General features: G+C 68.5%; 30 protein-coding genes. 13 read left to right on the forward strand and 17 right to left on the reverse strand.

All coding sequences use genetic code 11. From position 1 onward, the window contains the following. The first annotated feature begins 36 nt into the window (after positions 1–36). The 3 genes from ABD262_RS11425 to ABD262_RS11435 all read left to right on the forward strand — a co-directional run bounded on the left by ABD262_RS11425 (position 37) and on the right by ABD262_RS11435 (position 3,146). Positions 37–516 carry an NUDIX hydrolase gene (locus ABD262_RS11425; protein ID WP_344135831.1) on the forward strand — a complete coding sequence of 160 codons (480 nt, stop codon included), beginning with the start codon at positions 37–39 and terminating at the stop codon, positions 514–516. Next, positions 506–2,800, forward strand: a complete 2,295-nt coding sequence (locus ABD262_RS11430; protein WP_344135834.1) for a DUF4062 domain-containing protein — start codon at positions 506–508, stop codon at positions 2,798–2,800. The genes ABD262_RS11425 and ABD262_RS11430 overlap by 11 nt, the downstream gene beginning before the upstream one ends. A 103-nt stretch (positions 2,801–2,903) precedes the next feature. Then, positions 2,904–3,146: a hypothetical protein gene (locus ABD262_RS11435; RefSeq protein ID WP_344135837.1), complete on the forward strand. Its 243-nt coding sequence runs from the start codon at positions 2,904–2,906 to the stop codon at positions 3,144–3,146. A 258-nt stretch (positions 3,147–3,404) separates the two neighbouring features. Here the strand turns inward: ABD262_RS11435 and ABD262_RS11440 are convergent, their stop codons facing one another. The 3 genes from ABD262_RS11440 to ABD262_RS11450 form a co-directional block, all read right to left on the reverse strand. After that, complete coding sequence (locus ABD262_RS11440) at positions 3,405–4,094, reverse strand: DUF6338 family protein (RefSeq protein ID WP_344135840.1); 690 nt, start codon at positions 4,092–4,094, stop codon at positions 3,405–3,407. A gap of 376 nt (positions 4,095–4,470) precedes the next feature. After that, positions 4,471–4,875 carry a hypothetical protein gene (locus ABD262_RS11445; protein ID WP_344135843.1) on the reverse strand — a complete coding sequence of 135 codons (405 nt, stop codon included), beginning with the start codon at positions 4,873–4,875 and terminating at the stop codon, positions 4,471–4,473. An 86-nt stretch (positions 4,876–4,961) separates the two neighbouring features. After that, entirely contained in the window at positions 4,962–5,231 is a 270-nt protein-coding gene (locus ABD262_RS11450) for a hypothetical protein (RefSeq protein ID WP_344135846.1), read from the reverse strand. A 532-nt stretch (positions 5,232–5,763) separates the two neighbouring features. Here ABD262_RS11450 and ABD262_RS11455 point away from each other — a divergent pair. Together ABD262_RS11455 and ABD262_RS11460 are read left to right on the forward strand one after the other, a co-directional pair. Beyond that, the gene (locus ABD262_RS11455; RefSeq protein ID WP_344135849.1) at positions 5,764–6,099 is read left to right on the forward strand and encodes a hypothetical protein; all 336 of its coding nucleotides are present in this window, start codon (positions 5,764–5,766) and stop codon (positions 6,097–6,099) included. 204 nt (positions 6,100–6,303) lie between these two features. Beyond that, positions 6,304–6,903, forward strand: a complete 600-nt coding sequence (locus tag ABD262_RS11460; RefSeq protein ID WP_344135852.1) for a hypothetical protein — start codon at positions 6,304–6,306, stop codon at positions 6,901–6,903. Between the two features lie 248 nt (positions 6,904–7,151). Here ABD262_RS11460 and ABD262_RS11465 read toward each other — a convergent pair whose 3' ends face one another. From ABD262_RS11465 to ABD262_RS11485, 5 genes are all read right to left on the reverse strand, one after another. Further along, a complete protein-coding gene (locus tag ABD262_RS11465; RefSeq protein ID WP_344135855.1) occupies positions 7,152–7,445 on the reverse strand; it encodes a hypothetical protein in 294 nt (97 codons plus the stop codon). A gap of 179 nt (positions 7,446–7,624) precedes the next feature. Continuing rightward, positions 7,625–9,127: a mannitol dehydrogenase family protein gene (locus ABD262_RS11470; protein ID WP_344135858.1), complete on the reverse strand. Its 1,503-nt coding sequence runs from the start codon at positions 9,125–9,127 to the stop codon at positions 7,625–7,627. A gap of 21 nt (positions 9,128–9,148) precedes the next feature. After that, positions 9,149–9,964 (reverse strand): carbohydrate ABC transporter permease, encoded by an 816-nt coding sequence (locus tag ABD262_RS11475; RefSeq protein ID WP_344135861.1) that lies wholly within the window; start codon positions 9,962–9,964, stop codon positions 9,149–9,151. After that, on the reverse strand, positions 9,961–10,899 hold the full coding sequence (locus ABD262_RS11480) for a carbohydrate ABC transporter permease (RefSeq protein WP_344135864.1): 939 nt from the start codon (positions 10,897–10,899) through the stop codon (positions 9,961–9,963). Before ABD262_RS11480 ends, ABD262_RS11475 begins: the two co-directional genes overlap by 4 nt. A gap of 253 nt (positions 10,900–11,152) precedes the next feature. After that, complete coding sequence (locus ABD262_RS11485) at positions 11,153–12,508, reverse strand: ABC transporter substrate-binding protein (protein WP_344135867.1); 1,356 nt, start codon at positions 12,506–12,508, stop codon at positions 11,153–11,155. Positions 12,509–12,797: 289 nt separating this feature from the next. Here ABD262_RS11485 and ABD262_RS11490 point away from each other — a divergent pair, with 289 nt between their 5' ends. Then, positions 12,798–13,862 (forward strand): helix-turn-helix domain-containing protein, encoded by a 1,065-nt coding sequence (locus ABD262_RS11490; RefSeq protein ID WP_344135870.1) that lies wholly within the window; start codon positions 12,798–12,800, stop codon positions 13,860–13,862. Positions 13,863–14,027: 165 nt separating this feature from the next. Continuing rightward, positions 14,028–14,810, forward strand: coding sequence for a maleylpyruvate isomerase family mycothiol-dependent enzyme (locus ABD262_RS11495; protein ID WP_344135873.1), 783 nt, complete (start codon positions 14,028–14,030; stop codon positions 14,808–14,810). A 3-nt stretch (positions 14,811–14,813) separates the two neighbouring features. On the opposite strand, the gene ABD262_RS11500 is transcribed toward ABD262_RS11495, so the two are convergent. Together ABD262_RS11500 and ABD262_RS11505 are read right to left on the reverse strand one after the other, a co-directional pair. Continuing rightward, a complete protein-coding gene (locus ABD262_RS11500; RefSeq protein ID WP_344135876.1) occupies positions 14,814–15,155 on the reverse strand; it encodes a gamma-glutamylcyclotransferase family protein in 342 nt (113 codons plus the stop codon). Next, a complete protein-coding gene (locus ABD262_RS11505) occupies positions 15,152–15,493 on the reverse strand; it encodes a DUF2200 domain-containing protein (protein ID WP_344135879.1) in 342 nt (113 codons plus the stop codon). Before ABD262_RS11505 ends, ABD262_RS11500 begins: the two co-directional genes overlap by 4 nt. Positions 15,494–15,531: 38 nt before the next feature. On the opposite strand from ABD262_RS11505, the gene ABD262_RS11510 reads away from it, so the two are divergent. Next, on the forward strand, positions 15,532–16,185 hold the full coding sequence (locus tag ABD262_RS11510) for an MBL fold metallo-hydrolase (protein WP_344135882.1): 654 nt from the start codon (positions 15,532–15,534) through the stop codon (positions 16,183–16,185). 4 nt (positions 16,186–16,189) lie between these two features. Here the strand turns inward: ABD262_RS11510 and ABD262_RS11515 are convergent, their stop codons facing one another. Further along, positions 16,190–16,354, reverse strand: coding sequence for a hypothetical protein (locus ABD262_RS11515; RefSeq protein WP_344135885.1), 165 nt, complete (start codon positions 16,352–16,354; stop codon positions 16,190–16,192). 155 nt (positions 16,355–16,509) lie between these two features. Continuing rightward, entirely contained in the window at positions 16,510–16,758 is a 249-nt protein-coding gene (locus ABD262_RS11520) for a DUF2630 family protein (RefSeq protein WP_344135887.1), read from the reverse strand. A 58-nt stretch (positions 16,759–16,816) separates the two neighbouring features. Here ABD262_RS11520 and ABD262_RS11525 point away from each other — a divergent pair, with 58 nt between their 5' ends. Beyond that, positions 16,817–18,766: a DUF362 domain-containing protein gene (locus tag ABD262_RS11525; RefSeq protein ID WP_344135890.1), complete on the forward strand. Its 1,950-nt coding sequence runs from the start codon at positions 16,817–16,819 to the stop codon at positions 18,764–18,766. Beyond that, positions 18,763–19,896, forward strand: coding sequence for an NAD-dependent epimerase/dehydratase family protein (locus tag ABD262_RS11530; protein WP_344135893.1), 1,134 nt, complete (start codon positions 18,763–18,765; stop codon positions 19,894–19,896). Before ABD262_RS11525 ends, ABD262_RS11530 begins: the two co-directional genes overlap by 4 nt. Here ABD262_RS11530 and ABD262_RS11535 read toward each other — a convergent pair. From ABD262_RS11535 to ABD262_RS11555, 5 genes are read right to left on the reverse strand one after another with little or no spacing between them, the layout of a single operon-like run. After that, positions 19,844–20,536, reverse strand: coding sequence for a hypothetical protein (locus tag ABD262_RS11535; protein ID WP_344135896.1), 693 nt, complete (start codon positions 20,534–20,536; stop codon positions 19,844–19,846). The two genes, ABD262_RS11530 and ABD262_RS11535, sit on opposite strands and share 53 nt — an antisense overlap. A gap of 10 nt (positions 20,537–20,546) precedes the next feature. Next, positions 20,547–21,878: a hypothetical protein gene (locus tag ABD262_RS11540; protein ID WP_344135899.1), complete on the reverse strand. Its 1,332-nt coding sequence runs from the start codon at positions 21,876–21,878 to the stop codon at positions 20,547–20,549. A 5-nt stretch (positions 21,879–21,883) separates the two neighbouring features. Further along, positions 21,884–22,579, reverse strand: coding sequence for a hypothetical protein (locus ABD262_RS11545; RefSeq protein ID WP_344135902.1), 696 nt, complete (start codon positions 22,577–22,579; stop codon positions 21,884–21,886). Between the two features lie 7 nt (positions 22,580–22,586). Continuing rightward, on the reverse strand, positions 22,587–23,063 hold the full coding sequence (locus ABD262_RS11550) for a hypothetical protein (protein WP_344135904.1): 477 nt from the start codon (positions 23,061–23,063) through the stop codon (positions 22,587–22,589). Further along, a complete protein-coding gene (locus ABD262_RS11555) occupies positions 23,063–24,304 on the reverse strand; it encodes an NHL repeat-containing protein (protein WP_344135907.1) in 1,242 nt (413 codons plus the stop codon). The genes ABD262_RS11550 and ABD262_RS11555 overlap by 1 nt, the downstream gene beginning before the upstream one ends. A gap of 333 nt (positions 24,305–24,637) precedes the next feature. On the opposite strand from ABD262_RS11555, the gene ABD262_RS11560 reads away from it, so the two are divergent. Genes ABD262_RS11560 through ABD262_RS11570 form a run of 3 tightly spaced genes read left to right on the forward strand, consistent with a single transcriptional unit; the run spans position 24,638 to position 26,570 of the window. Then, positions 24,638–25,138, forward strand: a complete 501-nt coding sequence (locus tag ABD262_RS11560; protein ID WP_344135910.1) for a hypothetical protein — start codon at positions 24,638–24,640, stop codon at positions 25,136–25,138. A gap of 59 nt (positions 25,139–25,197) precedes the next feature. Continuing rightward, the gene (locus ABD262_RS11565) at positions 25,198–25,761 is read left to right on the forward strand and encodes an RNA polymerase sigma factor (protein ID WP_344135913.1); all 564 of its coding nucleotides are present in this window, start codon (positions 25,198–25,200) and stop codon (positions 25,759–25,761) included. Then, on the forward strand, positions 25,758–26,570 hold the full coding sequence (locus ABD262_RS11570; RefSeq protein WP_344135916.1) for a hypothetical protein: 813 nt from the start codon (positions 25,758–25,760) through the stop codon (positions 26,568–26,570). Before ABD262_RS11565 ends, ABD262_RS11570 begins: the two co-directional genes overlap by 4 nt. The last annotated feature ends 9 nt before the right edge of the window (positions 26,571–26,579 follow it).

Raw genomic sequence — 26,579 nt, forward strand, 5'->3', positions numbered from 1 at the left:
CTCCTCCAGTCGTCTGTACTGCTTACACTCTGACAGATGGACGCAGGGCAAGTAAACGAAACACCGCGCCACTCGGTGAGTGTGGCAGCGGCAATCTTCGACGACGCGGGTCAGAACGTGCTCCTCATCAAGCGCCGCGACAACGGCAACTGGGAGCCTCCGGGTGGCGTCCTCGAACTCGATGAAACCATCGAGGACGGCCTGCGGCGCGAGGTCCGTGAGGAGACCGGAGCCGAGATCGAAGTCGGCCCACTGACGGGCGTCTACAAGAACATGACCCGCGGCATCGTTGCACTCGTCTTCAGAGCCAAACTTGAGTCCGAACCCAAGTCTTCTAGTAACGAGGCTTCCGAGGTTCGTTGGATGCCACTGGAACTGCTGCCAAAGTTGATGGCCGAGGCATACGCGCTTCGATTGACCGATGCGGACCCAACCGAGTCAGTCGCGCGACGGCCATCGGTCCGGGAGCATGACGGCACTTCGATACTGAGCGATGGGGGCCGACGTGAGCTCTAAACCCACGGAGCTGGTGGTTTTCGTGGCCTCGCCCTCCGATGTCGAGGAAGAGCGCAAACTCGTTAGGGCCGCGGCTCAGCGCGTGAACGCGGTCGCTGGGGCAAGCCTCGGCATTCGCCTTCGTGTCACCGGCTGGGAAGAGGTGCCTCCTGCCTTCGGGAGGCCCCAAGGAACGATTAACCCCCTTGTCGATGAGTGTGACGTGTTCGTAGCGATCCTGTATCGCAGGTGGGGCAGTGAGACTGGCACTCATAGCTCTGGGTTCGAGGAGGAGTACCTGCGCGCCGTCCAACGGCGGGAGCAAGACGGCAAACTGCCCCACCTGGGGATGTTCTTCCGTTCAATACCCCCGGACCTGGCGAGCGACGCCGGGCCACAGCTGACTCGTGTGATGGAGTTCCGAGAAACGGTCATGGACCAGCGGAACATTCTGTTTAGCCCCTTTGCCGACGACCGAGAGTTCGAGAAACAGATCACTGACTATCTGTACGGGATCGCGGTCGAGGCGGCGATGGAAAGTCCAGCGTCCAAACAGGAGAGCTCGGCGGGTCAATCGTCCACGCCCACCGAGGCTGTCGCTAGCGAGGAAATGGACGACGCGCGCAAACAACTCCTCCAAGTCTTCTCGAACTATGCGAACTTGACGGCAAAACGGAAGGTCGAGGGCAGGCTCGACCCGGATCGTCTCCACGTCTTCGCTGCGAGTCTTCATGCGTCTTCAAAAGTCACCGTGCACGTCTGGAACAGGTTCTACTCGCGAGCAGATGACCTGGTCTTAAGCCTAACGGAAGCCAAGTTTTGGCTGCGAACAATGTGTGGCGACGCGGAACAGAACGACCCCGACTCTCGATATGTTCCGGGCTGGAAGTCGATCAACGGCAGCGATATCGGTCAGATGCTCGTTGATCAGGCCACGGACGAGAATGACGCCCGAGGCAGCAGAGGAGCATTGGTCATACTCTCCGAGTCGAACATGCGACCAGTCGCACTCTGGCCCAAATCGGGCCAAGCCCTCACCCCGGCCGTCGAGGCATGGTCAACTCTGCTTGCAAGAGCTGAGACGTCTGCGACCGCACTCTCATGCCTGCTCGCCTTGCAGAAGCCCAGGGACCAGCGGCTGATGCGAGCTCTAGCGAAGAGGCCGGAGATCTCATCGCTTGCGCCCGCATTGCAGACCTGGAAGAAGGCCCACGCCCAAGGCCTGATCAACTGGGCCATGGAAACCACCACCAAGCTGCAGCCTTTTGAAGAGCACCTGGCCCCGCATCTGGCCGAGGTAGCCACCACAACACTTGAAGACCTAGCTCGAACGGGATCGTGGCGCGCATCCACGGGTTTTCGGTCCGCATTGCTGCGAGAACTAGGTCGACGCGACGCGCTCACGTCCAAGCTCATCAAGAGTGTCTTCGCCTCCAAGGACTGGGAACTCCAGAACGCGACCTACGAGGCGATCCAGGGCCGTGCCAACTCTTTGACGCAGTTAGCCGCCCTGACAGAGGACGATCGGTCGGACTTTGAAGACTATTGGGCAGCGAAACTTCTGAGTTTGGAGCAGCCCTGGGAAGCGCTTGAGGCGAAGGCTCAGCATTGGAACATGACTGCGGAGTTCGGCGCATGGCTGCTGGGAGCCCCCACCGCGGCCGCCACAGCACGAAAGCTTCTCAAGGGAGGACCAGATGCCTGGTTCGCTGAACAGAACGACCGCCAGAAGGGTGGCTTCTCGGACTACCGATCGCTGATGGACCATCTTTTCCACCGGCGTGCCGGCCTGGCCAGCCTTTATCTGGCTACGATGCCAAACTCCGAGCGGCGAGCAGCGGATGTGACCCTCATACGAGGGCAGGTCAAACGCAATCCGCATGTGGCATGGGGACCTGCCGAGCTTGCCCTCGCCCACGTTGGCTCTTCTCGCGATCGCAAACTCATCTTGAAGCGGGCGGAGGAATACTTCTTGGGATCCTTCCGTCCACCGGTCGCTGAGACCGCCATGCGGGCGACAGAGAGCGTCGCAGAGATTCAGAAGCTCACCCGCGTCGAAGACGAAAACATGGCCACCATGGCTATGCGTGAAATGCTTCGTCGAGGCATGGTCTCCGTGCCAGCGGCAAAGGAAGCCTGCTGGGACAAGAACAAGGAAATTCGGGCGCTAGCGGCGCGCGACCTTGCAGCCCGTCTCAAACGCGACGACGCAGTTGAGTGGCTGAATCGCTACCCGAACGCTCGCAAGACATACTTCTACAACGTGCGAGTCATCTTGGATACAGAGCTATACCGCGGCCTATAGCGATCGCAGGTTGCGACGTGAGTTCGATAGGCGGCCAGTCTCGGACTGGAACCACGACAGATTCAAGTGGCAATCGCCCTCGGATCGAGCGAATATTCGTCGCATGACTCGAACGACACTCACCGAGCGCAACGCCAAGACCGGGCAGGCATCAGATCTTGGCGAGTTTCTCACTTGGGACGAAGCGTTGGAAGTGATCCGCCAACGCTGTGATGGCAGGCTCCCCGAGGGCGATGGTGTCGCTACGAGCGACACCCCATATCCCTGGGCGACGGTCAGGCGAGCGATGATATTCAAGTACGCCGAGTACGAGTATCGAGTGACCACTCTGGACGAGAGCCACTGACCATAGCCGGACTGGGCATGAAATCAGTTCATCGGGTGCACGCTCCCGACCGAAGGAACTCGCGCCGTTGTACGAGTTGAACTTCAGTTTGGCGGCGGCATTGTTTCCCGTCACTGTCCCTTATCTAGCCGAGCTCCCTACGGACGACGAACTTGATGGTTCCGCCCGCGCAAGTGGCCACGTCGCCCTCCACCCGTACGCCCCTGAGGTCATGAACCGCGGCCTCAGGCCGGCTCCGACCTGCTCCACGCCAGCCCCCTACGGGGGATCGCTGAAGTACTCGACTCTCATGAGCCGCACATCACGCGCACTAATGACGACAACGCCGTTCGCAATGGTCTGCAGGCTTGCTCCCCCGACGCCCCAGGTTTGGATGGGGGCGACCAACACGAGGTCACGGTCAGGAACTTCATCCGCACGGTTGTTGAAACTATTCAACCAACCGGACACGCCGGTTCCATCGGTCATCGTGCACTCGAGCCACTTGTATGACTCAGGCTGCTCGGCGAAAAGCACCTGCCACCAGCTGGACGTTTTGTCGACGGCATGGCGTGGCAGAAGGAGAGCCGTTGCTTGATTGCGACTAAGCAGGCTCTGAAGCACGCGACCCAGGTCTGCAGCCGCCCACACGTACGCCAACAAGCAGGCTGCAACCGTGAGCCCCAACCCGAGGGCTAGACCCTGACCGAGATGGTCCTGCCACGCGCTGCGTTCAAACGCAAACGTCTCCAATTTGGGGAGCCCGTCCAGCCACATGCCCAAGAGGAGGTAGCTAATCAGGGCGACGGCGTCTGCAAGGACACTCACCAGCCCGACCGTTGCCAACTCCCGGAGAGCTGAGGGCTGCTGACGGCCCGGTGCAAGCTGCCGTTCAACGACCAATAGATGACAGAAGCCGGGGGCCAGCAACGCGACGAAGACGACAAGACCAGTTACGTCGCTGGGCATCTGCCCCTAGTCCTTCTTCTCTTGGGCCGGTTTCGGTGGTGACGGCTGCGGTGCGATGAACTTCGGCGGCTTAACCTGACCGTCGTTCCTCTTGCTGAACTCGTCCCGTTGCTTCTTGTCCTCTGGCATGGGAAACCTCCTCGTCGACGCCGCCTTGATAGTCGCATGCAGCAAAGCATCCGCCACCGACAACCGCGTGTGTTGTGAGGACTTTCCTTACTGGCTCAAGCGCGGCTCCGCCGCGAGGCGCGGGGGCCCGCGATGGGGCCCCGCGCTCCGGGCGCTTCGCGCCCTCTGCGCACCCCACCGCACCCCGCGCGACATGCAAAGGCCCCCGCCATAGGACAGGGGCAATGTCAGCGAAGCCGCCTACTCGTCAGTCTGGCTCCCAGAACCTCTCCGCTCGCACGGTCGCCGCTTCATCCGCAGGAAGCCAACGCAGGTCGTACACCGACCCCTCCCATTCCAGCCGACCGCGCACCACGCACTCCTCGTACATGCGAGTCACCTCCTCGGGAGACATGGTCCACCACGACGTCGGGAACCCCTCCTTCTCATCGAAGAGGGACAGGTCGAGGTCGGGACGGTCCTCCGCGCTCACCAGGCGCCTTCGCCACAGTCTCCACTTCTGAGTCGCCCACTGGTTTACAGACATCATGGCGAAACCCATCAGGTCGCCCTCTTGCCTCAGCTCTGCGACAGCACCGTGCAGCCCTTCGAACCGCGGATCACGACGCGCATCAGCCGGCCAATGCTCCTGAATCCACTGATACTCGCGCACCCGGCCATGTTGGCAGCACTCAGCCTCGGAAGCACACATCTCGGCGTGACAGCGCCGCCCCTGCGGCGCGTTTATCATGCGCCCAGCTACAGGAAGTCGCGCAGGAACCGCAGTCCGTCCCGACCGCTCTGACCAACGGCACCCCGAACCGACTGTCCAGAGCGACGGCTGCCCCTGAACCCGACCACGACAACCCCGGCGAGGGCCAGAAGGCCCACCAAGATCGCGAGCAAGCCCACGACCGGTGGCCAGGGAATCAAGAACGACGTTGCCAGGACGAGGCCGGAACCGATCAACAGCGCGAGGGACAACATCCCCACGACCGAGACCCGTTGCTGCTCGCCCCTCTGTGGCATGTGCACAGTATGCGCGACAGTCGCCTTCGAGCTGCCGACCCTGCGCTCCACTCTCCGCCCGCCTCCGGGACGCATCAAGGGCGCTACGCGTCACTGCGTGATGGACTCCGTCCACCCTTGACCCGACCACTCCGGCAGGCTCCCCTGCTCCGCTACCGGCTCGGCGGCTCTTCCTGGTCGTTCCGAAAGACGGGTGGGCCAGCTGGAGGGATCGTCGGAGGCGTGATGTCTGGCCAGCCGTCGGGCGACCGCAGCACACGCCACGGCCAGAGTCGCCTGATCCAATCGAGCGATGCCACGGATCCACCCTAGGCTTCTGGACTGCCGTTCGGGAGTGGGCGACAGAAGGACACCGAGCAGGACACGAGGGCTGTCTTCGCGCCCCGAACAACCACAACCACGCGGCAGCCACCAAGCACGAGAACCGGCCCAAAGTCCTCACGGCCGCATGACTGACGGGCACTCCGTAGGTTCTGGGTCCCACTGGAGTAATGAAGTGTCCGTCCCTCACCGCGTCAGCAAGAATGTCTGAATGGCTGAGCAACTGCCCGACACCGAACTCCGATGTACCTACTGTGGAACACCGGCTGGTGACGGCTGGCTCGGCATCGAGGTATGGCGAGAGGATGGCGGCGGCGCCAAAGACCTGAGGGTTGACGTGGAGAACATCGGCTTCTGCACCGAGGATCACGCTGGGCGCTACTTCCTCGATGGCCGATTGCCTCCACCGGACTTCAGCGAGCCTGAGACCCTGCCCAGGACTTGGCGTGATCGGCTCTTCGACTCCGGTGTGCTGACTCTTATCGTGCTGGCAGCTGCGCTCGTCGTCTTGGGCGTTTGGAAACTTGTCGACTGGATCTGGAGCTGAGGCGTCTCCGTTCAGAAGGTTCCTGAGAGGTACCCGAAGCAGCCCGAGCCACCCTGCGTAGGGCAGAACGAGACGTGTTGTCCCCCAACGTGATTCACCTCGCAGCAGACCCCTCGGCTTGCTCCGAGGGCGTTGCTCAGTCACCATCGTCAAGACCGCGGAAATCCGTACCGAGCGAGATACCCAGCCTGTAGCCTCACCGATGTGGATGAGGACTTTGGCGAATCGCAGTGGACCGAGAAGGCAAAGCAGGCGTACCAGCAGCGAGCCGATGAGTTGGTAGAGGCCCTGCGGGCTCATCTGGCGACCAACCTCACCCGGAGCGGACGACAAAGGGAACTGGGTGCCTACTTCGCCTCTGCGGAGACGCTCATGACCGCGGCTCGCGACTTCAACAACGCCGAGTTCGACTGGTGCGGGTCTGTTCCGTTCGCGTTCGACCTCGACGAGGCAGAAGACGACGACATGGACGACGTGGACGACGTGGACGACGAGAGTCCCCAGGGCGACGTCCTGTCCGTACTCGGAAGGTGGGACTTCCGCATCCTCGACGAGCAGGTTGTGATCTCCGCTGGACGCGACGCCTACCTCCGCGTCTGGCCAGATGACACTGAGGAAGACGCCTCGATTCGGGTGCAGGACGTCGAGGCGGCTACTGGTGAGCTGATGCATGCTGACGGTTTCGCCGGAATTGAAACTGCGCCCGGTCTGCGAATCGAACGCCACACGATGTTCGTCGTGACGCACGAGGGCGACGACGACGAGACGTTCGATACCGATCCGTTCGGCATCAATCGAGCCTGAGCCGTCCGAGCCCGTCGCGAGCCCATGAACCTTCAGACTCGTTGATTTCAGGTGTGCGGACCAGTCCCAAATGCACTGTCCTGCAGTGGAATCCGGGTCCTGCGATTTGCCCGAGCGCGTTCGGGACGAAGAGGCCGCAGGTTCAAATCCTGTCACCCCGACGCACTGAGGGCGGTTCTTCGACACTGTCGAGCGAACCGCCCTCCTGCGTTTGTCGGGCACCTTCCCCGACCGCCACGGCGCGGCCCCTAGAGGGGCTTGCCCCGCCGGTGCCAGTCGCTCCCGGGGTTGCTCCGGATGTCGCGCAACAGGCGCAGGTCGTCGCGCAGCTGGGGCGGCACCGGCAGCCGGCGTGCAATCAGCTCGTCGGCGTAGACCTCCATCACGCGCAGCAGCTCCCGACGGGCCGACAACAGGCTGGTCTGGGTCACCGGCTGCATCCGCCGGGCAGCCACCTCCTCGCGCGCCGCGCGAACGTCCTCGGCGCACTCGGCCAGGGTGCGTCGTGGCCCTGGGACGGGTGGTGCGGTGTCGTTCGGCATGGCGGGACGACCTCAGCTCGGCGCGGACCCAGCGGGTCCCGGCGCGGCAGGACTGACACTACGCCGAATCTGCCTTTGACCGGGTATGCCCTGATCGCCAGGGGTGTCGACGGACCGCCGGGCGCGGGCTCAGCGGACGATCTTCAAGTTGAACGACGCGGTGCCTAGCGCGCCCTCGGTCAGGACCCGAGGACCGCCTCGGTCGCTGCCACGGCGCCGCGCTCGTGCAGGTCGGTGAGCGCGCGGGTGTAGGCCGCGGTGAACCGTGGGTCGTCGACCAGGTCGCCGAACAGGTCGGGGTCGCGCAGGAACGCGCACGGGTCGTCCTGCTGGCGGGCGGCGCGGGCGACGACGGCGTCCTTGCGCCGGTCGACCACCTCGATCGGGTTGCCCTGCTCGTCCTGCCCCTCGGCATACCGCGCCCAGGAGGCCACGATGAGCGCGGAGACGTCGACCGGCCCACCGTCGCGCAGGTTGTGGCGGATGAGTGGCACCAGCCACTTGGGGATGCGGTCGCTGGACTCGGCGCACAAGCGGGTCAGCGGGTCACGGATCTCGGGGTTCGCGAACCGCTCGAGCAGCTGGCGGCGGTACTCCTCGAGGTCGACTCCGGGCACCGGCTGAAGGGTCGGGCTGGCCTCGCGCTCCATGAAGGTCGCGAGCATGCGGACGAACAGCGGGTCCTGGCAGACCTCGTGGGCGTAGCGGTAGCCGGCGAGGTAGCCGAGGTAGCACATGGCCTGGTGGCTGGCGTTGAGCAGCCGCAGCTTCATCAGCTCGTAGGGCACGACGTCCTCGACCAGCTGCACCCCGGCGTCCTCCAGCGGCGGACGACCCTGGGTGAAGTGGTCCTCCAGGACCCACTGGCTGAACGGCTCGCATACCACTGGCCACAGGTCGGTCACGCCGAACTGGTCGGTGAGCCGCTCGATGTCCTGCTCGGTCGTGACCGGGGTGATCCGGTCGACCATGCTGTTGGGGAAGGCGACGGTGGCCTCCATCCAGTCGGCGAGGCCGGGGTCCCTGAGCCGGGCGAACGCACAGATCATCCGCTTGGCGACGTCGCCGTTGTCGGGCAGGTTGTCGCAGCTCATCACCGTGAACGGCGCACGGCCCTCCGCGCGGCGCCGCGCGAGGGCGGCCACGACGTACCCGAACACGGTGTGCGGCACCGCATCCGGCTCGAGGTCGAGCCGGATGTCCGGGTCGTCGGCGTCGAAGTCACCGGTGTCCTGGTTGACCAGGTAGCCGCCCTCGGTGATGGTCATCGACACGATCCGGGTGCGCTCGTCGACCAGCCGGTCGACGACGTACTGGCGGTCGGAGGGGGCGAAGACCACCTCCACGATCGAGCCCACCACGCGGGCCGACCACTTCCCGTCGGGGTGCTTGACGATCAGCGTGTAGAGGCCGCGCTGGGCGTCGAGGGTGTCGATGACGCGCCGGTCGTGCGGCAGCACGCCGACCCCGCAGATGCCCCAGTCGAGCGCCTGGCCCTGGTTCATCAGGGTGTCGAGGTAGACGGCTTCGTGGGACCGGTGGAAGCCGCCGACGCCGAAGTGGACGATCGAGGCGGTGACCTGCGAGCGGTCGTAGGTCGGCTGGGAGACCCACTCGGGCACGACGGGGAGCAGGGTCGCCCCGGCCGCGGCGCGGTGGTGGACGGTGGGTTCGTGTGTCACGGGAGTTGTCCTGGCTCTCGGTTACTTGATGGCGCCCATGGACAGCCCGCGCACCAGCTGTTTCTGCGCGACCCACCCGGCGAGGATGACGGGAAGCGCCGCGATCGTGGCGGCGGCGGAGAGGACTGCGAGGAACTGTCCGCGTCCGTCGACGAAGCTGCCGAGGAACGGCGGCGTGGTCCGGGCCGCGTTGCTGGTCAGCAGGGTGGCGAGGAAGTACTCGTTCCAGCTGAAGATGAAGCAGATCAGCGCGGCGGAGGCGACCCCCGGCAGCACCAGGGGCAGGACGATCCGCACGATCTCGCGGTAGAGCCCGGCCCCGTCGACGCGGGCTGCCTCGACGATCTCGAAGGGCACCTCGAGGAAGAACGACCGCATCATCCACACCGTGACGGGCAGGTTCACCGCGCCGTAGACGACGGCGAGCATGTAGATGTTGTCGAGCAGGCCGAGGTTCTTGAGGATGATGTAGAGCGGCAGGACCACCGCGGCCATCGGCATGAAGCGGGTCGAGATGAAGAACGACAGGGCGCCCTCGACGTTCTTCACCCGCCGGATGCTCAGGGCGTAGGCGGCCGGGATCGCGAGCACCACGGCGATGATCGTGGCGGTCACCGACGCGGTGACGGAGTTGAGCAGGTAGCCCTTCATCCCGCGGTCCATGGCGAGCTGGTAGCCGGTGGTGACCGGGCTGAAGAACACCTTGGGGTGGATGGACGAGGCGATCGACTCGGGCTTGAAGCCGTTGATGATCATCCAGAAGACGGGGAAGAAGAAGACCAGGACGAGCACCCACGTGAGTGCGGTGACCAGGCCTCCCCGGGCAGTGCGTGTCATCGACTTCCTCCAGCCATGAAGACCTTGAACAGGGTGCGGAGCGCGATGGTGGCCACGATGATCGTGAGCACGACGGTGATGACGCCGTAGGCCGCGGCCTGACCGACGTCGAGACCGATGAACGCGCGTTCGTAGAGCAGGTAGGCGAGCGTCTTGGTGCCGCCGGTGCCCTTGGTCAGGATCGCGATCGGGTCGAAGACCTGGATGATGATGACCGCGCCCAGCAGGACCCCGATCTCCACGTACATCCGCAGGTGCGGCAACGTGATCCAGGTGAAGATGCGCCACGGGCCGGCGCCGTCGACCTGCGCCGCCTCGAGGATCCCGGTGTCCTGGCCCTGCAGCCCGGCCAGCAGGATCAACATCATGAACGGCGTGAACTGCCACGTCAGCACGATGACGACCGCCAGCAGCGGGTGCTCGGTGCTCCACGAGACCACCGGCAGGTGCAGGGTGCGCGAGAGCCAGTTGAGCATGCCGATGTTCGTGTCGAACATCGAGTACTTCCAGATCAGCGCCGAGGCCGCGGGCATGATCAGGAACGGCGTGATCATCAGGGTCCGGGCCAGGGCCCGCCCGCGGAACGAACGGTTCAGCAGGAGCGCGAACAGCAAACCGAACAGCAGCGAGCAGATGACCGCCGAGGCGGTGATGACGACGGTGGCCACGATCGACGGCCACAGGTCACCCGACGACAGCGCGCTTCCGTAGTTCTTGAACCAGGTGAAGCCGCGGTCGTTGGGGTAGAGCAGGTTCCAGCGGATCGTCGAGTAGCCGACGGTCGTGAGGAAGGGGATCTGGGTCAGCAGGATGAGGAAGATGACAGCCGGCAGCAACAGCCACCGTGCGGTCCACACCTCCTTGGAGGTGGTCTTGACCCGCCGCTTGTCTGTCGCGGTCTGCGCGACGACGGTGTCGAGCTCGGTGACGGCCATGATGGCAACTCCCCTGGTCGTGGGGTGGACAGGTGTGGGTTGGCACGTGCGGGGCTGGGCAGGTGCGGGTGTCAGCGGAAGCGGGTGCCGGCGGAAGCGGGTGCCGGCGGAAGCGGGTGCCGGCGAAGCGGGTGCCGGCGGAGGCGGACGGCGGTCCTGGGGAGGGTGCCGGGGTCGGATGGGAGTCACGACCCCGGCACCCTGTTCTTCCATCCGTGCGAGACCGGACGGAGGTCCTCAGGACCGGGCGGGCCTACTTGTGCGCGTCGCCCGCCTTCTTGGCGATGCTCTGGCACTTGCCGAGGGCGTCGTCCACCGTGCCGCGGTTGGCCAGGTAGTCGGCGACCAGCTGGGCGCACTGGTTGCCCACGTCCTGGAACTCGGGGATGGACACGTACTGTATGCCGACCCAGGGCTGCGGGTTCACGCCCGGCTGCTTGGGGTTGACCGTGCTCATGACCTCGAGGGTGATGGGCGCGTAGGCCGCAGCGGCCTTCTTGTACTCGGGCAGCTCGTAGGTGGAGGTGCGCGAGCCGGGCGGCACGTTGGACCAGCCGACCTCGTTGCCGACGAGCTTGATGTAGTCCTTGCTCGTCGCCCACTTCACGAAGTCGATCGCGGCATCCTTGTTCTTCGTGGTCGCCGGGATCGCGAGGTTCCAGCTCCACAGCCAGCCCGACTCCTTGGTCTTGTCGACCGGCATGTGGGCGTAGCCCATCTTGCCCTTCACGGGGGAGTCGTCCGCCTCGAGCATCGACGCGGCCACCGAGGCATCGGCCCACATGGCCGCCTTGCCCTCCTTGAGTGCGGTCAGGCACTCGTTGAAGGAGTATGAGACCGGGTCCTTCTCACCCGAGGTGTCGAGCAGCGTCTTGTAGAACGTGATCGCCTGCTTCCACTCGGGGGTGTTGACGGTGGCGTTCCAGCTGTTGTCGTACCAGTTGCCACCGAAGGTCTGCACGACCGTGGTCAGCGGCGCGAACAGGTCACCCCAGCCGGGCTTGCCGCGCATGCAGATCCCGGCCATCGAGGAGGAGTTGACCTTCTTCGCGGCGTCGGCGACCTGCTGCCACGTCGGGTTGGCGGAGAGCGTGACCCCGGCCTTGTCGAGGACCTCCTTGTTGTACATGAGGATCGACGACTCGCCGTAGAACGGCACCGCATACTGCTTGCCGTTGTTGGAGATCGCCTCCCGCACCGGCGGGAGGAGGTCGTTGACGTCGTATGCCGCGTCGGACTTGAGCGGCTCGGTCAGGTCGACCAGCCAACCGTTCGCACCCCACTGCGGGGTCTCGTAGGCGCCGATGGTCACGATGTCGTACTGGCCGGCCTTGCTGGCGACGTCGGCGGTGACCGCCGCGCGGAGGTCGCCCTCCTCCATCACCTGGAAGTTGATCTTGGTGCCGGGGTGAGCCTTCTCGTACTCCCCCTTGAGCTTCTCCATGTCCTTCATCTGGCCGTTGTTCACGGTGGCCAGGTTGAGGGTGACGTTCTTGCTGTCGCCTCCGCCGCCGCCACTGGATACGTTGCCCGACGAGCAGGCCGCCATGGCGAGCGCGGCTGCCACCACGCCCGCACCCGCGGTCAGGGCGCGCTTCGAACAGAGCATGCCTAACTCCTTTGGTAGGTGAGCCATGTCTTGCTTGGTCTCTTGCTTGGTGTCTCTTGCTGGTTGCTCCCCGCCTTCCGCCGAGGACGAGGTGGGCTCACCTGGTCCTGGCCGCGGTGCCGGGATGACCACAGCGTGGCCGCGACGCGACGGACCGGACAATGACGCCTTCGCCAGTCTTTCGATACTTTCCCATCCCGCTCATCTGAGCAGGGCCCTTCACGCCTGAGCATCCGTGCGGCACACTGAGGTCTCGATCGGCTCTACCCGCACGCTGGAGCAGATGGAGGTGAGGACTTCGTATCAGTCGACAGGCACGCCGCGGCGCGTCCTCGCGGGCATCCCCACGTCCGGGGCGGTCGCTGACGGGGGCGGGGCCGTGGTCGGTTTCCCCACCGGTCGCCAGCCGGGCAACCCCTATCCCGCTGCGCCGCGCCGCGAGGTGATCCCGCCTGACCCGCAGCACGCCTTCCGTGCCCTCACCCACGACTTCCCCAGTGAGATCTGCGGCTGGGGCGCCCACCCCGAGTACGAGATCCACCTCATCACCAAGACCCACGGCAGCTTCATCGCCGGCGACCACGTGGGCACGTTCGCCCCGGGTCACGTCAGCCTCATGGGGCCGCTGCTCCCCCACGACTGGGTGAGCGACCTGCCTCCCGGCCAGGTGGCCGTCGACCGTGACGCCGTCATCCAGTTCACCGACGAGTGGGTGCGCGAGTGCATGCGGCTCATCCCCGAGCTGCAGGAGATCGACGACATCCTCGCCCAGTCGGCGCGGGGCATCGTCTTCTCCGGCGCCACCGCGTGGCGCGCCGCGGAGAACATCCTCGAAGTGGTCCGGACCGAGGGCACGGAGCAGGTGGCGAGCCTGTTCCGCCTCCTCTCGATCTTCGCGCGCGCCCCCCAGGAGGAGCGCGAGGTGGTGGCCAGCGAGTGGCTCGGCCGCCCCACCGACCCGAACTCGCTCAACGCCGTCGAGGCAGGTCTGGCCTACATCTTCGAGAACCTCACCGACGACATCCGGCTCTCCACGGCCGCCAAGCTCGCCTACATGTCGGAGCCGACGTTCTCGAAGTACTTCCGCAGTGCCACCGGCATGACGTTCAGCAACATGGTCAAGAAGCTGCGCATCGCGCACGCCCGCCGCCTGCTCGACACCACCCCTGCCTCGATCGCCCAGGTCGCGGAGCACAGCGGCTACCGCAACATGGCCAACTTCAACCGCCAGTTCCTGGCCGAGGTGGGCGCGACCCCGACCGCCTACCGCCGGCTCGAGTCGTCGCAGAAGCCTCCCGCCGAGGTGTTCAGCCTCGGCCTGCGGGCCCGCATCGGCGCCAGCGACCACGCCTGAGCACGCCTACCCACACCTGGGCGCGCGGCATACCGGGGCGGTGGCTGACCGGTCTGCTGCTGCGCCCGTCCCCCGGGCAAGAAACGATCGATGGTGCCACCCTTCCTACCGATGCGCCGCGAAAAGCGGTGTCGCCCACGGTCCTGGTGCTGGTAGACAGCCGGGGTGCACACGACACCGGACTTCCCCGACCTGCTGCGGCTGCTCGACGAGCGGTCCGGCGCCTTCCTGGCCCTGGTCGCCGCCGCACCTGACCTGGGCGTCCCGGTGCCGACCTGCCCTGGGTGGACCCTCTTCGACCTCGCCGAGCACGTCGGCCAGGGACGGCGCCGCTGGGCGACGATCGTCGCGTTCGGGCCGGCCGACCAACGGCCCGCCGGCACCGCACCGACCGACGGGCCGCCGGCGCCCCGCGCGCACGAGGCGCTCCAGCGCTGGCTGGCCGAGTCGGTCGCAGAGCTCGACGCCGCCCTCCGTGACGCCGGACCCGATCGCGGGTGCTGGGCGTGGTGGCCCGAGTCGCAGTCACCGCTCACGGCCGGCGCGGTGGCGCGGCACCAGCTGCAGGAGGTCGCGGTGCACACCTACGACGCGCAGGTCGGGCTCGGCGCACCGCAGCCGCTGCCTGACGAGGCGGCGGTCGACGGCGTCGAGGAGTTCCTCTCGACCTGCAACGCCACGACCTACCCTTGGCCCCATGCCCCGGCGACGCTCGACTACGTGTCCACCGAGGGGCCGGCCTGGCGGCTCTGGCTCGACGGGGACGGCGCCCGCTTCGCCCGACTCCCGGATGGTGGCGCCCCGGCGGATGCGGCGACCCTGACCGGCCGGGGGTCGGCGAGCCAGATCGTCCTGTCGATGTATGGCCGGATCCCGGTGCGGTCCTTGACCCTCGAAGGTGACTCGCAGGTGCTCGACCGGCTCGTCGACTGGGTCCCGGGCGACTGACGACTACCGACGGAGGGCGTACGTGTAGGCCCGCGCCGCGACGCCGTCGGTGAGGGTCACCATCGTCAGCACGCGGTCGTAGCCCTCCCCTTCGAACTCGTCGAGCCGGTCCCAGTGCGCCTCCAGCTCGTCCGAGCGGAAGAGCAGGCCGGACACCTCCGGGCCGTCGTCACCGAGGACGATCGCGGGGTAGCCGATGGCCGCACCCCACCCGTCGGGCAGGAGCGTGCCCCTCGCCGTGGCCGGCTCCCAGGTGCCGACGATCCCGTCCATCACGTGCGCGTTCGGCCGTCCCGGCGCGAGGGTGCCGTAGACGAAGAGACCGTGTCGCTCGTCGGTCGTCAAGCGCGCAGCACCTTGTCCATCGACTTGCCCTTGGCCAGCTCGTCGACGAGCTTGTCGAGGTAGCGGATCTTCTGCATCAGCGGGTCCTCGACCTCCTCGACCCGGACACCACAGACCGACCCCGTGATCTTCGAGACGTTCGGGTTGAGCCGCGCAGCGGCGAAGAAGTCCGCGAAGGTCGTCTCCTCCGCAAGGTGTCGTCCCAGGGCGGCCTGGTCGAAGCCGGTCAGCCACTGGATCACCTCGTCCAGCTCGGCCCGGCTGCGGCCCTTCTTCTCCACCTTGTTCACGTAGTGGGGGTAGACCGCGGCAACGCTCGTCGTGAAGATCCTGCTCACCCTCGCGAGCGTAGCGTCCATGGGTGAGGATGGGGGGTATGCCGGACATCGCACCCTCCCCGGGCGGCGTGCGCATCGCACGCATCGTCACCGCAGGAACCCTCGACCGACCCGACGGGGCCGTGCCCCTCGAGAACAACACGTGGGTGATCGGCGACGACAAGGAGTGCCTGGTCATCGACGCGGGCCACGACGGCCGCGCGATCGTCACGTCGATCCCGCGCGAGCAGCGCGTGCGGGGGGTCCTCGTCAGCCACGGCCACTTCGACCACATCGACGCCGTGGGCGAGGTCTGCGACGGCACGCGGGCCCCGGCCCACCTCCACCCGGACGACCGCTTCCTGTGGGACGAGCTCTACCCCGTCTCCCCGGATGTGGCCCTCGCCGACGGCCAGGTGCTGACCGTCGGCGACGTCGAGCTGCACGTCCTCCACACCCCGGGCCACACGCCTGGGTCCTGCTGCTTCTTCGCCCCGTCGCTCGGGGTCGTGTTCACCGGAGACACGCTGTTCCCTGGCGGCCCGGGCGCCACCCGCCACGACTACAGCGACTTCGACACCATCATCGAGTCGGTGCGGTCGCGGCTGTTCACGCTGCCCGAGGACACCGTGGTGCTGCCGGGCCACGGCGACTCGACCGTCATCGGGGTGGAGCTGCCCCACCTCCAGGAGTGGGTCGACCGACGCTGGTGACGCCTCAGGAGAAGAGCAGCACCCCGGCGAGCACGAGCAGCACGGCGGCCCCGTAGATCACGAGTGCCGCGGCGGCGACGGCGACGAGACTGTGGCTCAGCCACCACGTCGGCTCATGGTGTGGCACGTGCGGGTGGGGGACGTGCAGGTGGACGAGTGATGTGCGCATGGCGCACCCCCTTGTGTCGGGTTCCGGCCTGTTTCGAGGGTAGGACTCCTCACTCCAGTGTCCACCCGGACACGCCGGAGGACCGGGCCGGGTGCCGATACCCCGGCCTGCGCCGCGTGCCCCGGCCTGCCCAGGCCTGCGCCGGCCTGGGCCGGTCAGCCCCGGTAGTTCTCCACGGTGCCGGCGTCGCGCACCTCTGCAGCAGCCGGGTCCTCCCCGAACTCGCGCTTGGCGCGACGCTGGCGCAGCAGGTCCCAGCACTGGTCGAGCTCGACCTCGATGCGGCGCAGTCGCTGGTTCTCCTCCTCGACGCTGATCTCGCCGGCGCTGAGCTTGCCGCGCAGGCCGTGCTCCTCGTCGATGAGTCCCTTGATGTGCTGCTGGATGTCGATGTCGTCGGCCACCTCCTCACTATGGCACCGCCCCCTGTCGCTCGCGAGGGCGCGCTGGTTTCATGGACGGGTGGCACCCCGAGGTGTGCCGAGCCGGGACCCGCTGGCCTGCATCGTGGTCGGTGGTGGGGGCTTCGACGCCCTCGGGTCGGCCGTCTCCGCGCTCGCCCCGGAGCTCGCCGGCGCCGGTGTGGTGCTCGTGCGGCTGCGCCAGCCGACGCCTGTCACCGCCGCCGTCGTCCACGCAGTGGTGGACCTGTTGCAGGACAAGGGATGCAGCTCCGTCGTCGTCGGTGCGACCGTGCACTCCTACGACCGCGACCGTGGACACCACTCGGTGCCCGAGCTCGCTCGGCTGGCCGGCCTCGACGGTCGCACCGCGACCGGTCGCAGCTACGACGTCGTCGACCTCGGCAGCGACCTCGTCACCGCGCCCGTCCCGGACGCGAGCGTGCTGTCCGGTCACCTCGTCTCACGGGTGTGGGCGGAGTCGCCGACGCGGGTGGTCGTCGGCCGCGCCGTCACCGACCTGACCGACGGGTATGCCGCGTGCCTCACGACCCTCCTCGGCGCAGCCCCCGAGCTGGCTGGCGCCGATGCCGCCGACGTCGCAACAGACCTGCTCGGCCACCTCCCGCCGGCCCTCGTCGTCGTCGACGCGCTCGCGGCGAGCATCGGCCCGGACGGCGGCCGCCTCCCCCAGCCGCTCGACAGCCGCACCCTCGTGGTGGCCACCGACCCGCTGGCCGCGGACAGCGCCACGGCGACCCTGCTGGGGCTGGACCGGTCGACGTCGCCGCTGTTCGCGCGCGCCCAGCTCGCAGTGGGCTCCTCCCCCGGACGCACCGAGGGATCCCTGACCGCCCTCGACGGCGCCCGCGCGGCCCATCCCCTCGCCCGCAGCGCGGCCCGCTCGGTGGCCGTGGAGCCGCGCCTGGCCCGCGTCCTCAGCGCGGCCACCGGTGGGCCGGACGACGGCGCCTCCGACGTCGACCCCGTGCTCGCCACCGTGCGCGCCGTCCTCACCCCGCTCGTCGTCGCCGCGGACGACCCGGCCGGACACCTTCCCCTCACCGCGGTCCTCGGTGCCGTCGGGGCCGCCCGACAGGGCGCACTCGCCTGGTCGAGCGGGGTGGACAAGGACACCGTCGACCGCCGCGAGGTGCCCTTGGGCTTCGACCCGGCGGCATACCCGGTCAGCGCCTATGACGGGCTGCCGGCGTTCTTCGCCGCGTTCGACGCGATGGTCGAGGGGCTCCCGGAGAACGCCGACGGGATGCGCTGGCGCCTCGTCGACGGGGCGACCCTCTTCGAGGTCGGTCGAGAGGTCCGCGCCGACTTCGACGACTGGGTCGCCCGGGTGGACGTGGCCGCCGGGATCAGCCTGATGGCCGACTACGTCGGCGGACGGCGGGTCACCGTCTCGTCGACGTCCTCCGGCGGCACGGCCCGCACACGGCAGGCCGAGCGCAACCTCTACCTCCCGCAACCCAACTACCTGGCCGCCTGGGGTGGTGAGCCGATCGACGTCTGCAAGATCGAGCTGGTGGAGCGCAGCGCCGACCGCCACCGCCTCACCTGGCGGACCGTCAGCAGCCCCAACGGTTCCGCGGAGTTCGACGACGGCAGCCTGACCTTCACCCGGACGCCGTCGGGCACGCTGGTCGTGGTGCGCGGACGACAGCAGTTCGCCCTGCCGCCGACGTGGGCAGGCCTCGACCTCGCGGCCGTGCCCGAGCTGCGAAACCCGTTGCTGGAAGAGGCCTATCGACGGTTCTTCACCACGACGTTCGACAACCTCGAGGCCTGCTTCGAGGGTCGGGAGTTCCGGATCGGACGACCGCCCATGGATCCCACCGAGCCCCTTCTCACCCAGGCGCTCGACCTCGTGCTCGGTGCGGTCGGCGACTGGCTCGGTGACGGTGGGCCCGACCTCGACCACACCGGGAGCGGCGCGGCCACCACCCCGGCTGCGCAGGTCGATGCGCACGGCTTCCGCCATGTCAGGGGTGCACGGTGAAGGTCGCGGTCACCGGCGCGACCGGCATGGTGGGTGGCCAGGTCGTGGCGGCTGCCGTGGCCGCCGGTCACGACGTGCTCGCGATCACGCGACCCGGCCCGGACCAGCGCAGGACGAGCGTGCGGATCGGCCGCCATACCGTGCCCGCCCGGACTGCGGCCCTGACCGACCCGGCAGCCCTGCGGGGCGCACTGCGGGGATGTGCCGCCGTGGTGCACTGCGCCGCTGTCTACGCCTTCGGCGACGCTCGCGCTGCCGAGGTCGACCAGGTCAACACCGAGGGCACCCGTGCCGTCCTCGAGGCTGCCGCGGCAGCGGGGGTCACACGGGCCGTGGTCACGTCGTCGTCGGTCACGTGCGGGTCGAGCCTGCTGCCGCGCGCCCGCTCCGAGCACGACCGGCTGGGGCCCGAGCCGGCACCGGCCTACTACGCGAGCAAGGTCGCCCAGGAGGAGATCGCCCTGGCGACCGGTCGCCGGCTCGACCTCGAGGTCGTGCTCGCCCTGCCGACGGTGGTCCTGGGTGGATCCTTCACGCGCCTCGCCCCGAGCAACGCCATCGTCCTGCGCTACCTGCTCGACCCGACCCGCAGCACCTTCCCCGGTGGGTGCAACGTCGTCGACGCCCGCGACGTCGGCGCCGGCCACGTGGGCCTGCTGGAGCGCGGCGTGGCCGGCGAGCGCTACCTGCTCGGCGGCGAGGACGTCAGCTGGCGCATGCTCCACACCCTCGTGTCCGACCTCGCGGGGCTCCCCGGCCCCTTCGCCGAGATGGACGCGGGCAGCGCGTGGGCCGTCTCCGCCGCCACCGAGTGGTGGGCCCGGCTGCGTGACACGACACCGCTGACCACGCGCGAGGAGGCGTCCACCGTGGGCCGCTTCTACTGGTACGCCTCCGCCAAGGCCCAGGCCCTCGGGTATGCCGCGCGGCCGGCCCGGGCGTCGGTGGCCGCCTCGCTGGCGTGGCTGGCGGTGAGCCCGGACCTGCCCCGATGGGCGCGCGAGGGGTTACGGCTGCACCCCGAGGTGCGCGCCGCCCGTGACCTGGTCGCCGCCCCGCTGGCGGACACCGAGGGGGTCAGCCCGCGACCTCGACGGTCACCTCCAGGATGGCCTCGTCGCCGCCGCTGACGGTCACGCTCCCGACGTACTGCTGACCGGGCTGCACGACGGTCGCGTCCAGGTCGACGGTGATCCGGACCTGGTGCTCCTCGCCCGCCGCGATGGTGACGTGGTCGGGATCGACCTCCAGGCTCAGCGCGACGACGGTGCCAGTGGCGTCGCGCAGGTCGCTCGGCTCGAGCTCGACGCGGCGGGTGCGCGGGTGCCGGTTGACGACCGTGACGGTACCCTGGGCGGTCTGTCCCACGGCGGCCCGCAGGAGCACCCGCGAGCGCCGGATGCCGTCGTCCGGCTCCCCCGGCGGCGCAGCCGGGGCGCCGTTGCGGGCGGTGGCACCTCGGCGCACCCTGGTGCCGCCGGCCGTGGAGGCATCGCTGATGATCCGGGCCGCACTCCGGGTGCCCAGCGCCATCAGCTCACTGGCGTAGTCGAGGCCGAGCGCGCTGGCCTCACGCCAGTAGCGCGCGCCCTCCCGGCTCACGGCGTCGAGGTAGGCCTTGCCGGTGGTGGACCGGTCGACGTCGCCGGACAGGGCGGCTCGACCCAGCTCCAGTGACTGCTTGGCCAGGGTCGACTGCGACTGCAGGGCTTGGCGGGCGAGCTCGGTGATGCGGGCCAGCGTCTCGTCGGTGCTGTTGTTCTCGGTCATGACAGTCCTCCTAGCAGCAGCATCCGCAGTCGCAACCCACGTCGACCGCGTCGCACTCTGCCGGCAGCACGACGACGGCGACCCGCTGCGGGCGCGCGCAGCCCTCGAAACGGACGTCCGCGTAGGCAGTCGCGCAGGAGGCGACGTCGGCCGTCCGGCTCCTCGGGGCGAGCACCACGTCCACGGCCTCGCGCGCCGGCGCCTCGGCGACGGCCTCCTTCGCGAGCTGGGCCGGCGCGTCCGTTGTCGCGGCCTTCGGCTCGGCCCTGCTGACGACATCGTCGGTCCTGCTGCTCGACGAGCTGTCGTCCTTCGGGCCGCGCGTCGAGACCACCAGCCGGACGACCCGGTCCTCGCACGGCCTGAGGACGACCTTCTCCTCCTCCAGCACCGCGCGGACCTCGAGGTCGTCGCCGGTGCAGCCGTGCCAGGGCCCGACCTCGAGTGCGACCTCGCGCTCGCGTCGCCACGGGTTGTGCAGCAGGAAGGGCACCACCCGCACCTCGCCCACCCTGGCGCGGACGACCACGTCCGCAGCGGGCACGCAGCAGTCGCACCCGTCGCCGCACCCCCACCGGTCGTGACAGCCGCAGCCTGCGTGGTCGTGGTGGTCGTGGTGGTCGTGGTGGTCGTGGTGGTCGTGGTGGTCGTGGTGGTCGTGGTGGTCGTGGTGGTCGTGGTGGTCGTGGTGGTCGTGGTGGTCGTGGTGGTCGTGGTGGTCGTGGTGGTCGTGGTGGTCGTGGTGGTCGTGGTGGTCGTGGTGGTCGTGGTGGTCGTGGTGGTCGTGGTGGTCGTGGTGGTCGTGGTGGTCGTGGTGGTCGTGGTGGTCGTGGTGGTCGTGGTGGTCGTGGTGGTCGTGGTGGTCGTGGTGGTCGTGGTGGTCGTGGTGGTCGTGGTGGTCGTGGTGGTCGTGGTGGTCGTGGTGGTCGTGGTGGTCGTGGTGGTCGTGGTGGTCGTGGTGGTCGTGGTGGTCGTGGTGGTCGTGGTGGTCGTGGTGGTCGTGGTGGTCGTGGTGGTCGTGGTGGTCGTGGTGGTCGTGCTCGTGGGCGGACTCGCGGCAGCCGGATCCCCCACAACCACAGCCCAGCTCGTCGTGCCGGTGGCCCGGTGCGTGCTCGTGGCGGTGGTCGGCCCCGTGGTGGTGGTCGTGCCCACCCCTGGACCGGCGACCGACCGCCGGGCGGGGAGCACCCGGCATACCGAGGCCAGCTGCCTCGGCGAGCGGCGACCAGGCCTGCTGCCACTGGTCCCAGGCGGTCGTCGACTGGTCCACCCACTGCTGCACGGCGTCGGCGAAGCCGTCGCGCAGGGAGGTGAGGTACTCGGGTGCGGTGGTGCTCATGGGAATCACTCCGATGGGTCGCGAGGCAGGATGATGACGTCGAGGTCGGCCGTGCCGACGGGCACCCGTGCGGTGTGCCGCCGAGTGGGGTCGAGGTCGCGGGGCACGCCGAGGCTGCCCCGGACCACGGAGGTGGAACCCGGTGCGACAGTGGTCGCGTCGGCCAGCGTGAGGGTGACGTCGGGGCCCGGGTCGGGCCCCCCGTCGTCGGTGCGGGCGCGGACGACGGCGGCCAGCGGGATGGCGAGGTTGCCGTCGTTGGTCACCGTGATCGAGACGTCCGTGTCGCCCACTCCGGCCAGCACCCGCCGGGGCGAGACGCGCATCGAGAGGTCGGGCTCGACGCGCAGCACCGCGCCCCGGCGGATGCCCCCGACCTCCACCTCCGCCTGGTACTCACCGGGCGCGGTGTCAGGCGCGAGCCGGAACGACACCGGGAGCTGAGCCGTGGCACCGGGCGCGATCACCGCTGCTCCCGCTCCCGTGACGGCCTGGTGCCCGCTGCGGTGCAAGGTCAGTCCCCGCACCGCGACGCGCTGGTCGACGGCGTTCTCGACCGAGACGGTCGCCCTGAGGAGTCCGGGCGGACCGGTCAGCACGATGGCGTCGGCCGGCGCCGCCTTGCGTCCCCCGGTGGCCGCGGCGGGCTTGGCGGCGGGCTTGGCGGTGGCCTTGGCTGGTCGGCGACGAGCAGTGGTCATGAGCAGCTCACCGGTCGATCACGACGGGGCCCTGGTGCTCGGGCCGGATGTGGGTCGTCGCGCTGCCACGGACGGTGAGCGCGAACAGCTCCAGGCCGAGCACCGACCAACCCCAGGTCTGCTCGTAGGGCGTGCACACCTCGGTCGCCGGCGGGGGACCGAGCTCGAGCCGCACACAGGTGTCGACGGCCACCGGCTTGAGGTCGACGCTCGACGTCGTGGCAACGTTCGCGGTGGACGTGACGTCGGAGCTCGAGTCGAGGCGCGACGTCGTGTTGACCGTCGACGTCGTCGTGACCGGCTCGAGGGTGATGGTGGCGTCGCTGTGGACGGTGTTCTCGCCGTTGTTCGTGTTGGTGGTGCCACCGGCGAGGGTCAGCTTCATGGCGTCCAGCCCCGTGAGCGTCGAGGTCACGTCCGCGGTGACGTCGGAGCTGAACGTGTTCCCGCCGAAGACGGTGCTGTCGATCGTGTAGTCGGCCATCAGAGTGCTCCTGCGGGAGGTGGTGCGTCGGGACTGACGAGGTAGGAGTGGTGGAACCCGAGCCGGGGGTCACCCCAGGCGGCCAGCCGTGGGTCGAACTCCTGGAGCTCGGGCATCACGATCCGGTCGCGGACCTCCAGGGACGGGTAGTCGTAGACGGTGATGTGGTTCTGGCCGCGGTTCGCGGTGAACAGCAGCGTCTGGTCGGCCGAGAGCTGACACGCGTAGATGCCGTCGACGAGGGCACCCCGGCTGACCCGCAACGACTCGGCATACAGGTTGGAGTTGCCGAAGAAGTTCCCCCGCATGAACGACTCCGCGACGGTGCTGGCCGACTGACGGGTGAGGGCGAGGCTCTCCAGCGCTCCCGGGTGCTCGTCGATGAGCCGGTGCCGGCTCAGGGTGAGCAGGTCGACGAAGACCACCGTGTGGCTGCCGCCGGTGCAGAAGATGAGCTCGGAGTCGGAGATCGTCACGTCGGAGTTGATGTGGGCCGGCAGGTCGCGGTCGGCGGCCCAGTGACGCACGACTCGACCGTCCTCGGCGTCGATCTCGAACGCGTACTGCCGCAGCCACGCCATCCCCCAGTGCTCGTAGTCGGAGCGGTCGGCGGCGTTGACCCTGAAGGAGATCGCGTAGAAGACGTCGAGCACCGGGTGGCACACGACGTGCCAGCACGTGGTCGGCAGCGCGATCCGGCGGACCTCGCCCGTCACCGTGTCGAGGATGCCGACCTCCTTGGCCTCGCCCCTGGTCGGGTGGTCCATCCCGCCGTAGACGAGGTAGCGACCGGAGGCGGTGCGCTTCATCGCGTGCGGGATCTTGAGGCCGTGCGGCGCGATCTGCTCGGCCTTCGTCAGGCGGTTGACGTCGAACTTCCACAGGTGCTCGCCGATCGAGGTGACGAACTGCGTGTCGTCGAGCCAGACGAGGTGGGTGCTCCCCTTGATCGTGGTGTCGGGCACCTCGAACCGCAGCGTCGAGACGCGGTCGGCCTCCTCCAGCGTCGCGAGGTCGTAGAAGAGCAGGTGCTGACCGGTGTTGCCCAGGAAGCCGATCCGCCGGCTCGGGTCGACGCTCGGCGCGTGACCCCCGGACGCGCCGCCGAAGTAGGTGACCTTGTAGGCGTGGTCGCCGGTGACGGGGTCGTAGTGGAACAGGCACACGCCTGCCCTGCCCTCGAGGCCGTTCAGCCCGTTGCCGTCGAGGGCGACGTGAAACGCATATGGGTAAGTCCGCACTGGCAGCCCCGGCCTGCTGTGATACCCCGGCGGACCTGGCGGACCGCCACTTTCACGGTAGCGGCGCTCGACAGGCACCGAAAGGCCCCGACAGCAACCGTTCGCGACCAGTCCCTGCCTCGACGGTGGACTCATGGTCGGATCGCCCCGTTTGGGCGGGTATGCCGCGTGCACCCGTTCGGTGCGCGGGTCCAGCGCCCGTCCGGTGCCGTTCGGGGGTGGACTCCGCGCCCCGGGTAAAGACTCGGTCAACTACGTCAATCTGCGTAACCCTGAGCCACGGAGGGACGATGACCGCCCTGAAAACCCCTGCACCCTCGAGTAAGGACAGTCATGGCCCGCACCCTCCCCCTCCGTCGCAAGGTCCTCGGCGCCGGCGCTGCAGTAGCCGTCCTGGGCGCGCTCGGGTTCAGCGCCGCCCAGGCAGCCACGGCACCGGTCTCCCACGGCACGCCGGCTGTCAGCGCGACCACCTCGGACGACCAGGGCGAGCCCACGGACGCAACCGAGACCGCCGACCCCACCGAGACCGAGACCGCCGAGACCGAGACCTCGGAGACCTCGGAGACCTCGGAGACCTCGGAAGCCTCGGAGACCTCGGAAGCCCCGGAGCCGTCGGAGCCGGCCACCCATGAGGCGGAGACGCACTCCCACACCAGCACGGCGACCCACACGGAGTCCGGTGACGACCAGGGCGAGGACGGTGACGACCAGGGCGACGACGAGCAGCCTTCGACCAGCCCCACCGGCCACGAGGACGGCGACCACGAGGACGGCGACCACGAGGACGGCGACCACGGTGACGACGGCGGCGACCACGGGTCCGACGACTGAGCACCGGTTGACGACCAGGTTGCGGCACACGGCCCCCGAGCTCTGTCACCCTGACCTCCGTGGACGCGGTCACCGACCAGCTGGTCGCTGCAGCAGTCGAGGGTGAGCCCGGGGCGCTGCGGTCGATCTACGACGCGTTGGCGCCCCGGGTCGCCGGTTACCTGCGCGCACGCGGCTCCGCTGACCCCGAAGGGCTCACCCAGGACGTGTTCCTGACGTTGTTCCACCGGCTGCCCGACCTCACCGGCGGCGCGGCCGGCCTGCGGACCTTCACCTTCTCGCTGGCGCACGCGCGGTCGGTCGACGAGCTCCGGGCCCGTCGTCGCCAGCCCGTGAGCGTGCCCTACCTGCCCGAGGACGACCACCGTGCCAGCGAGTCGGCGGAGTCCGTGGCCGTCCGGGCCCTCGGTGCGGAACAGGCGCTGGCGCTGGTCGAGTCCCTCACCGAGAGCCAGCGCGAGGTGGTCCTCCTCCGGGTCGTGGCCGGCCTCAGCCTGGAGGAGACGGCCGCCGCCACCAACCGGAGCGTCGGCTCGGTCAAACAGCTGCAGCGTCGTGGTCTCCTGGCCCTGCGCACCATCGCTCATGCCCAGGGCGTAACCCCACGAGTGGACCCACGATGACTCCTAGCGACATGTACCCGACTCCCGAGCCAGCCCGTGCGACCGACCTCGACGCCATCGCCGTCGAGGCGGTCCTGACCGGCACCGAGCCGTCGGGCGACGCTGTCCTCGACGAGACCCTCGAAGGCCTGCGCGCACTCGTCACCACTCCTCCGGAACCCAACCCCGAGCTCGCGCAGCTGATCGGGCCCGCGGCCCCGTCCGCGCCCGGTGACGAGGTGGGACGACGTCGTCAGGGTGGCGCGCGCCACCTGGCCACCGGGACCACGGTCGTCGTGGGGGTGGTGCTCGCCACCGCGACGGCAGCAGCAGCCATGGGCGGGCTGGGCGGGCTCGAGCACACCACCGCACCCGACCCGCATCGCGCCGTCGTGGCTCCTGGGCCGAGTGAGGCCACCCCGCACCCCACGGGCACCACACCGACCCAGCTGCCGAACCTTCCGGTCGCGGCGCCGGGGGCCACCCACGAGGACTCCGACCAGGTCCCTGTGCAGGAGGGGAAGGTGTCCGGGCCGTCAGAGCTGCGGCGGCGCTCGCGCTCCTTCGACGAGTCCGAGGAGCGCGACGACGCGCACGATGCGACACAGGACGACGAGCGCGACTCGTCGACGCGGGACAGCATGCCGACGCAGGACGACGACGAGCAGTCGTCGCGCACCAGCGACGACGAGGACAGCACCGCGTCGAGCACTGGCGACAGGGACGAGCGCGAGGACGAGGACGGCTCGGAGGCTGGGTCGCAGGACCAGGAAGACCCTCCCTCGGACGGCACCGGCTCCGGCCAGGACACCGACACCGCGACGCGGTAGCCCGCCGAC

Source organism: Pedococcus bigeumensis, from assembly GCF_039531795.1.
Classification (GTDB): Bacteria; Actinomycetota; Actinomycetes; order Actinomycetales; family Dermatophilaceae; genus Pedococcus; species Pedococcus bigeumensis.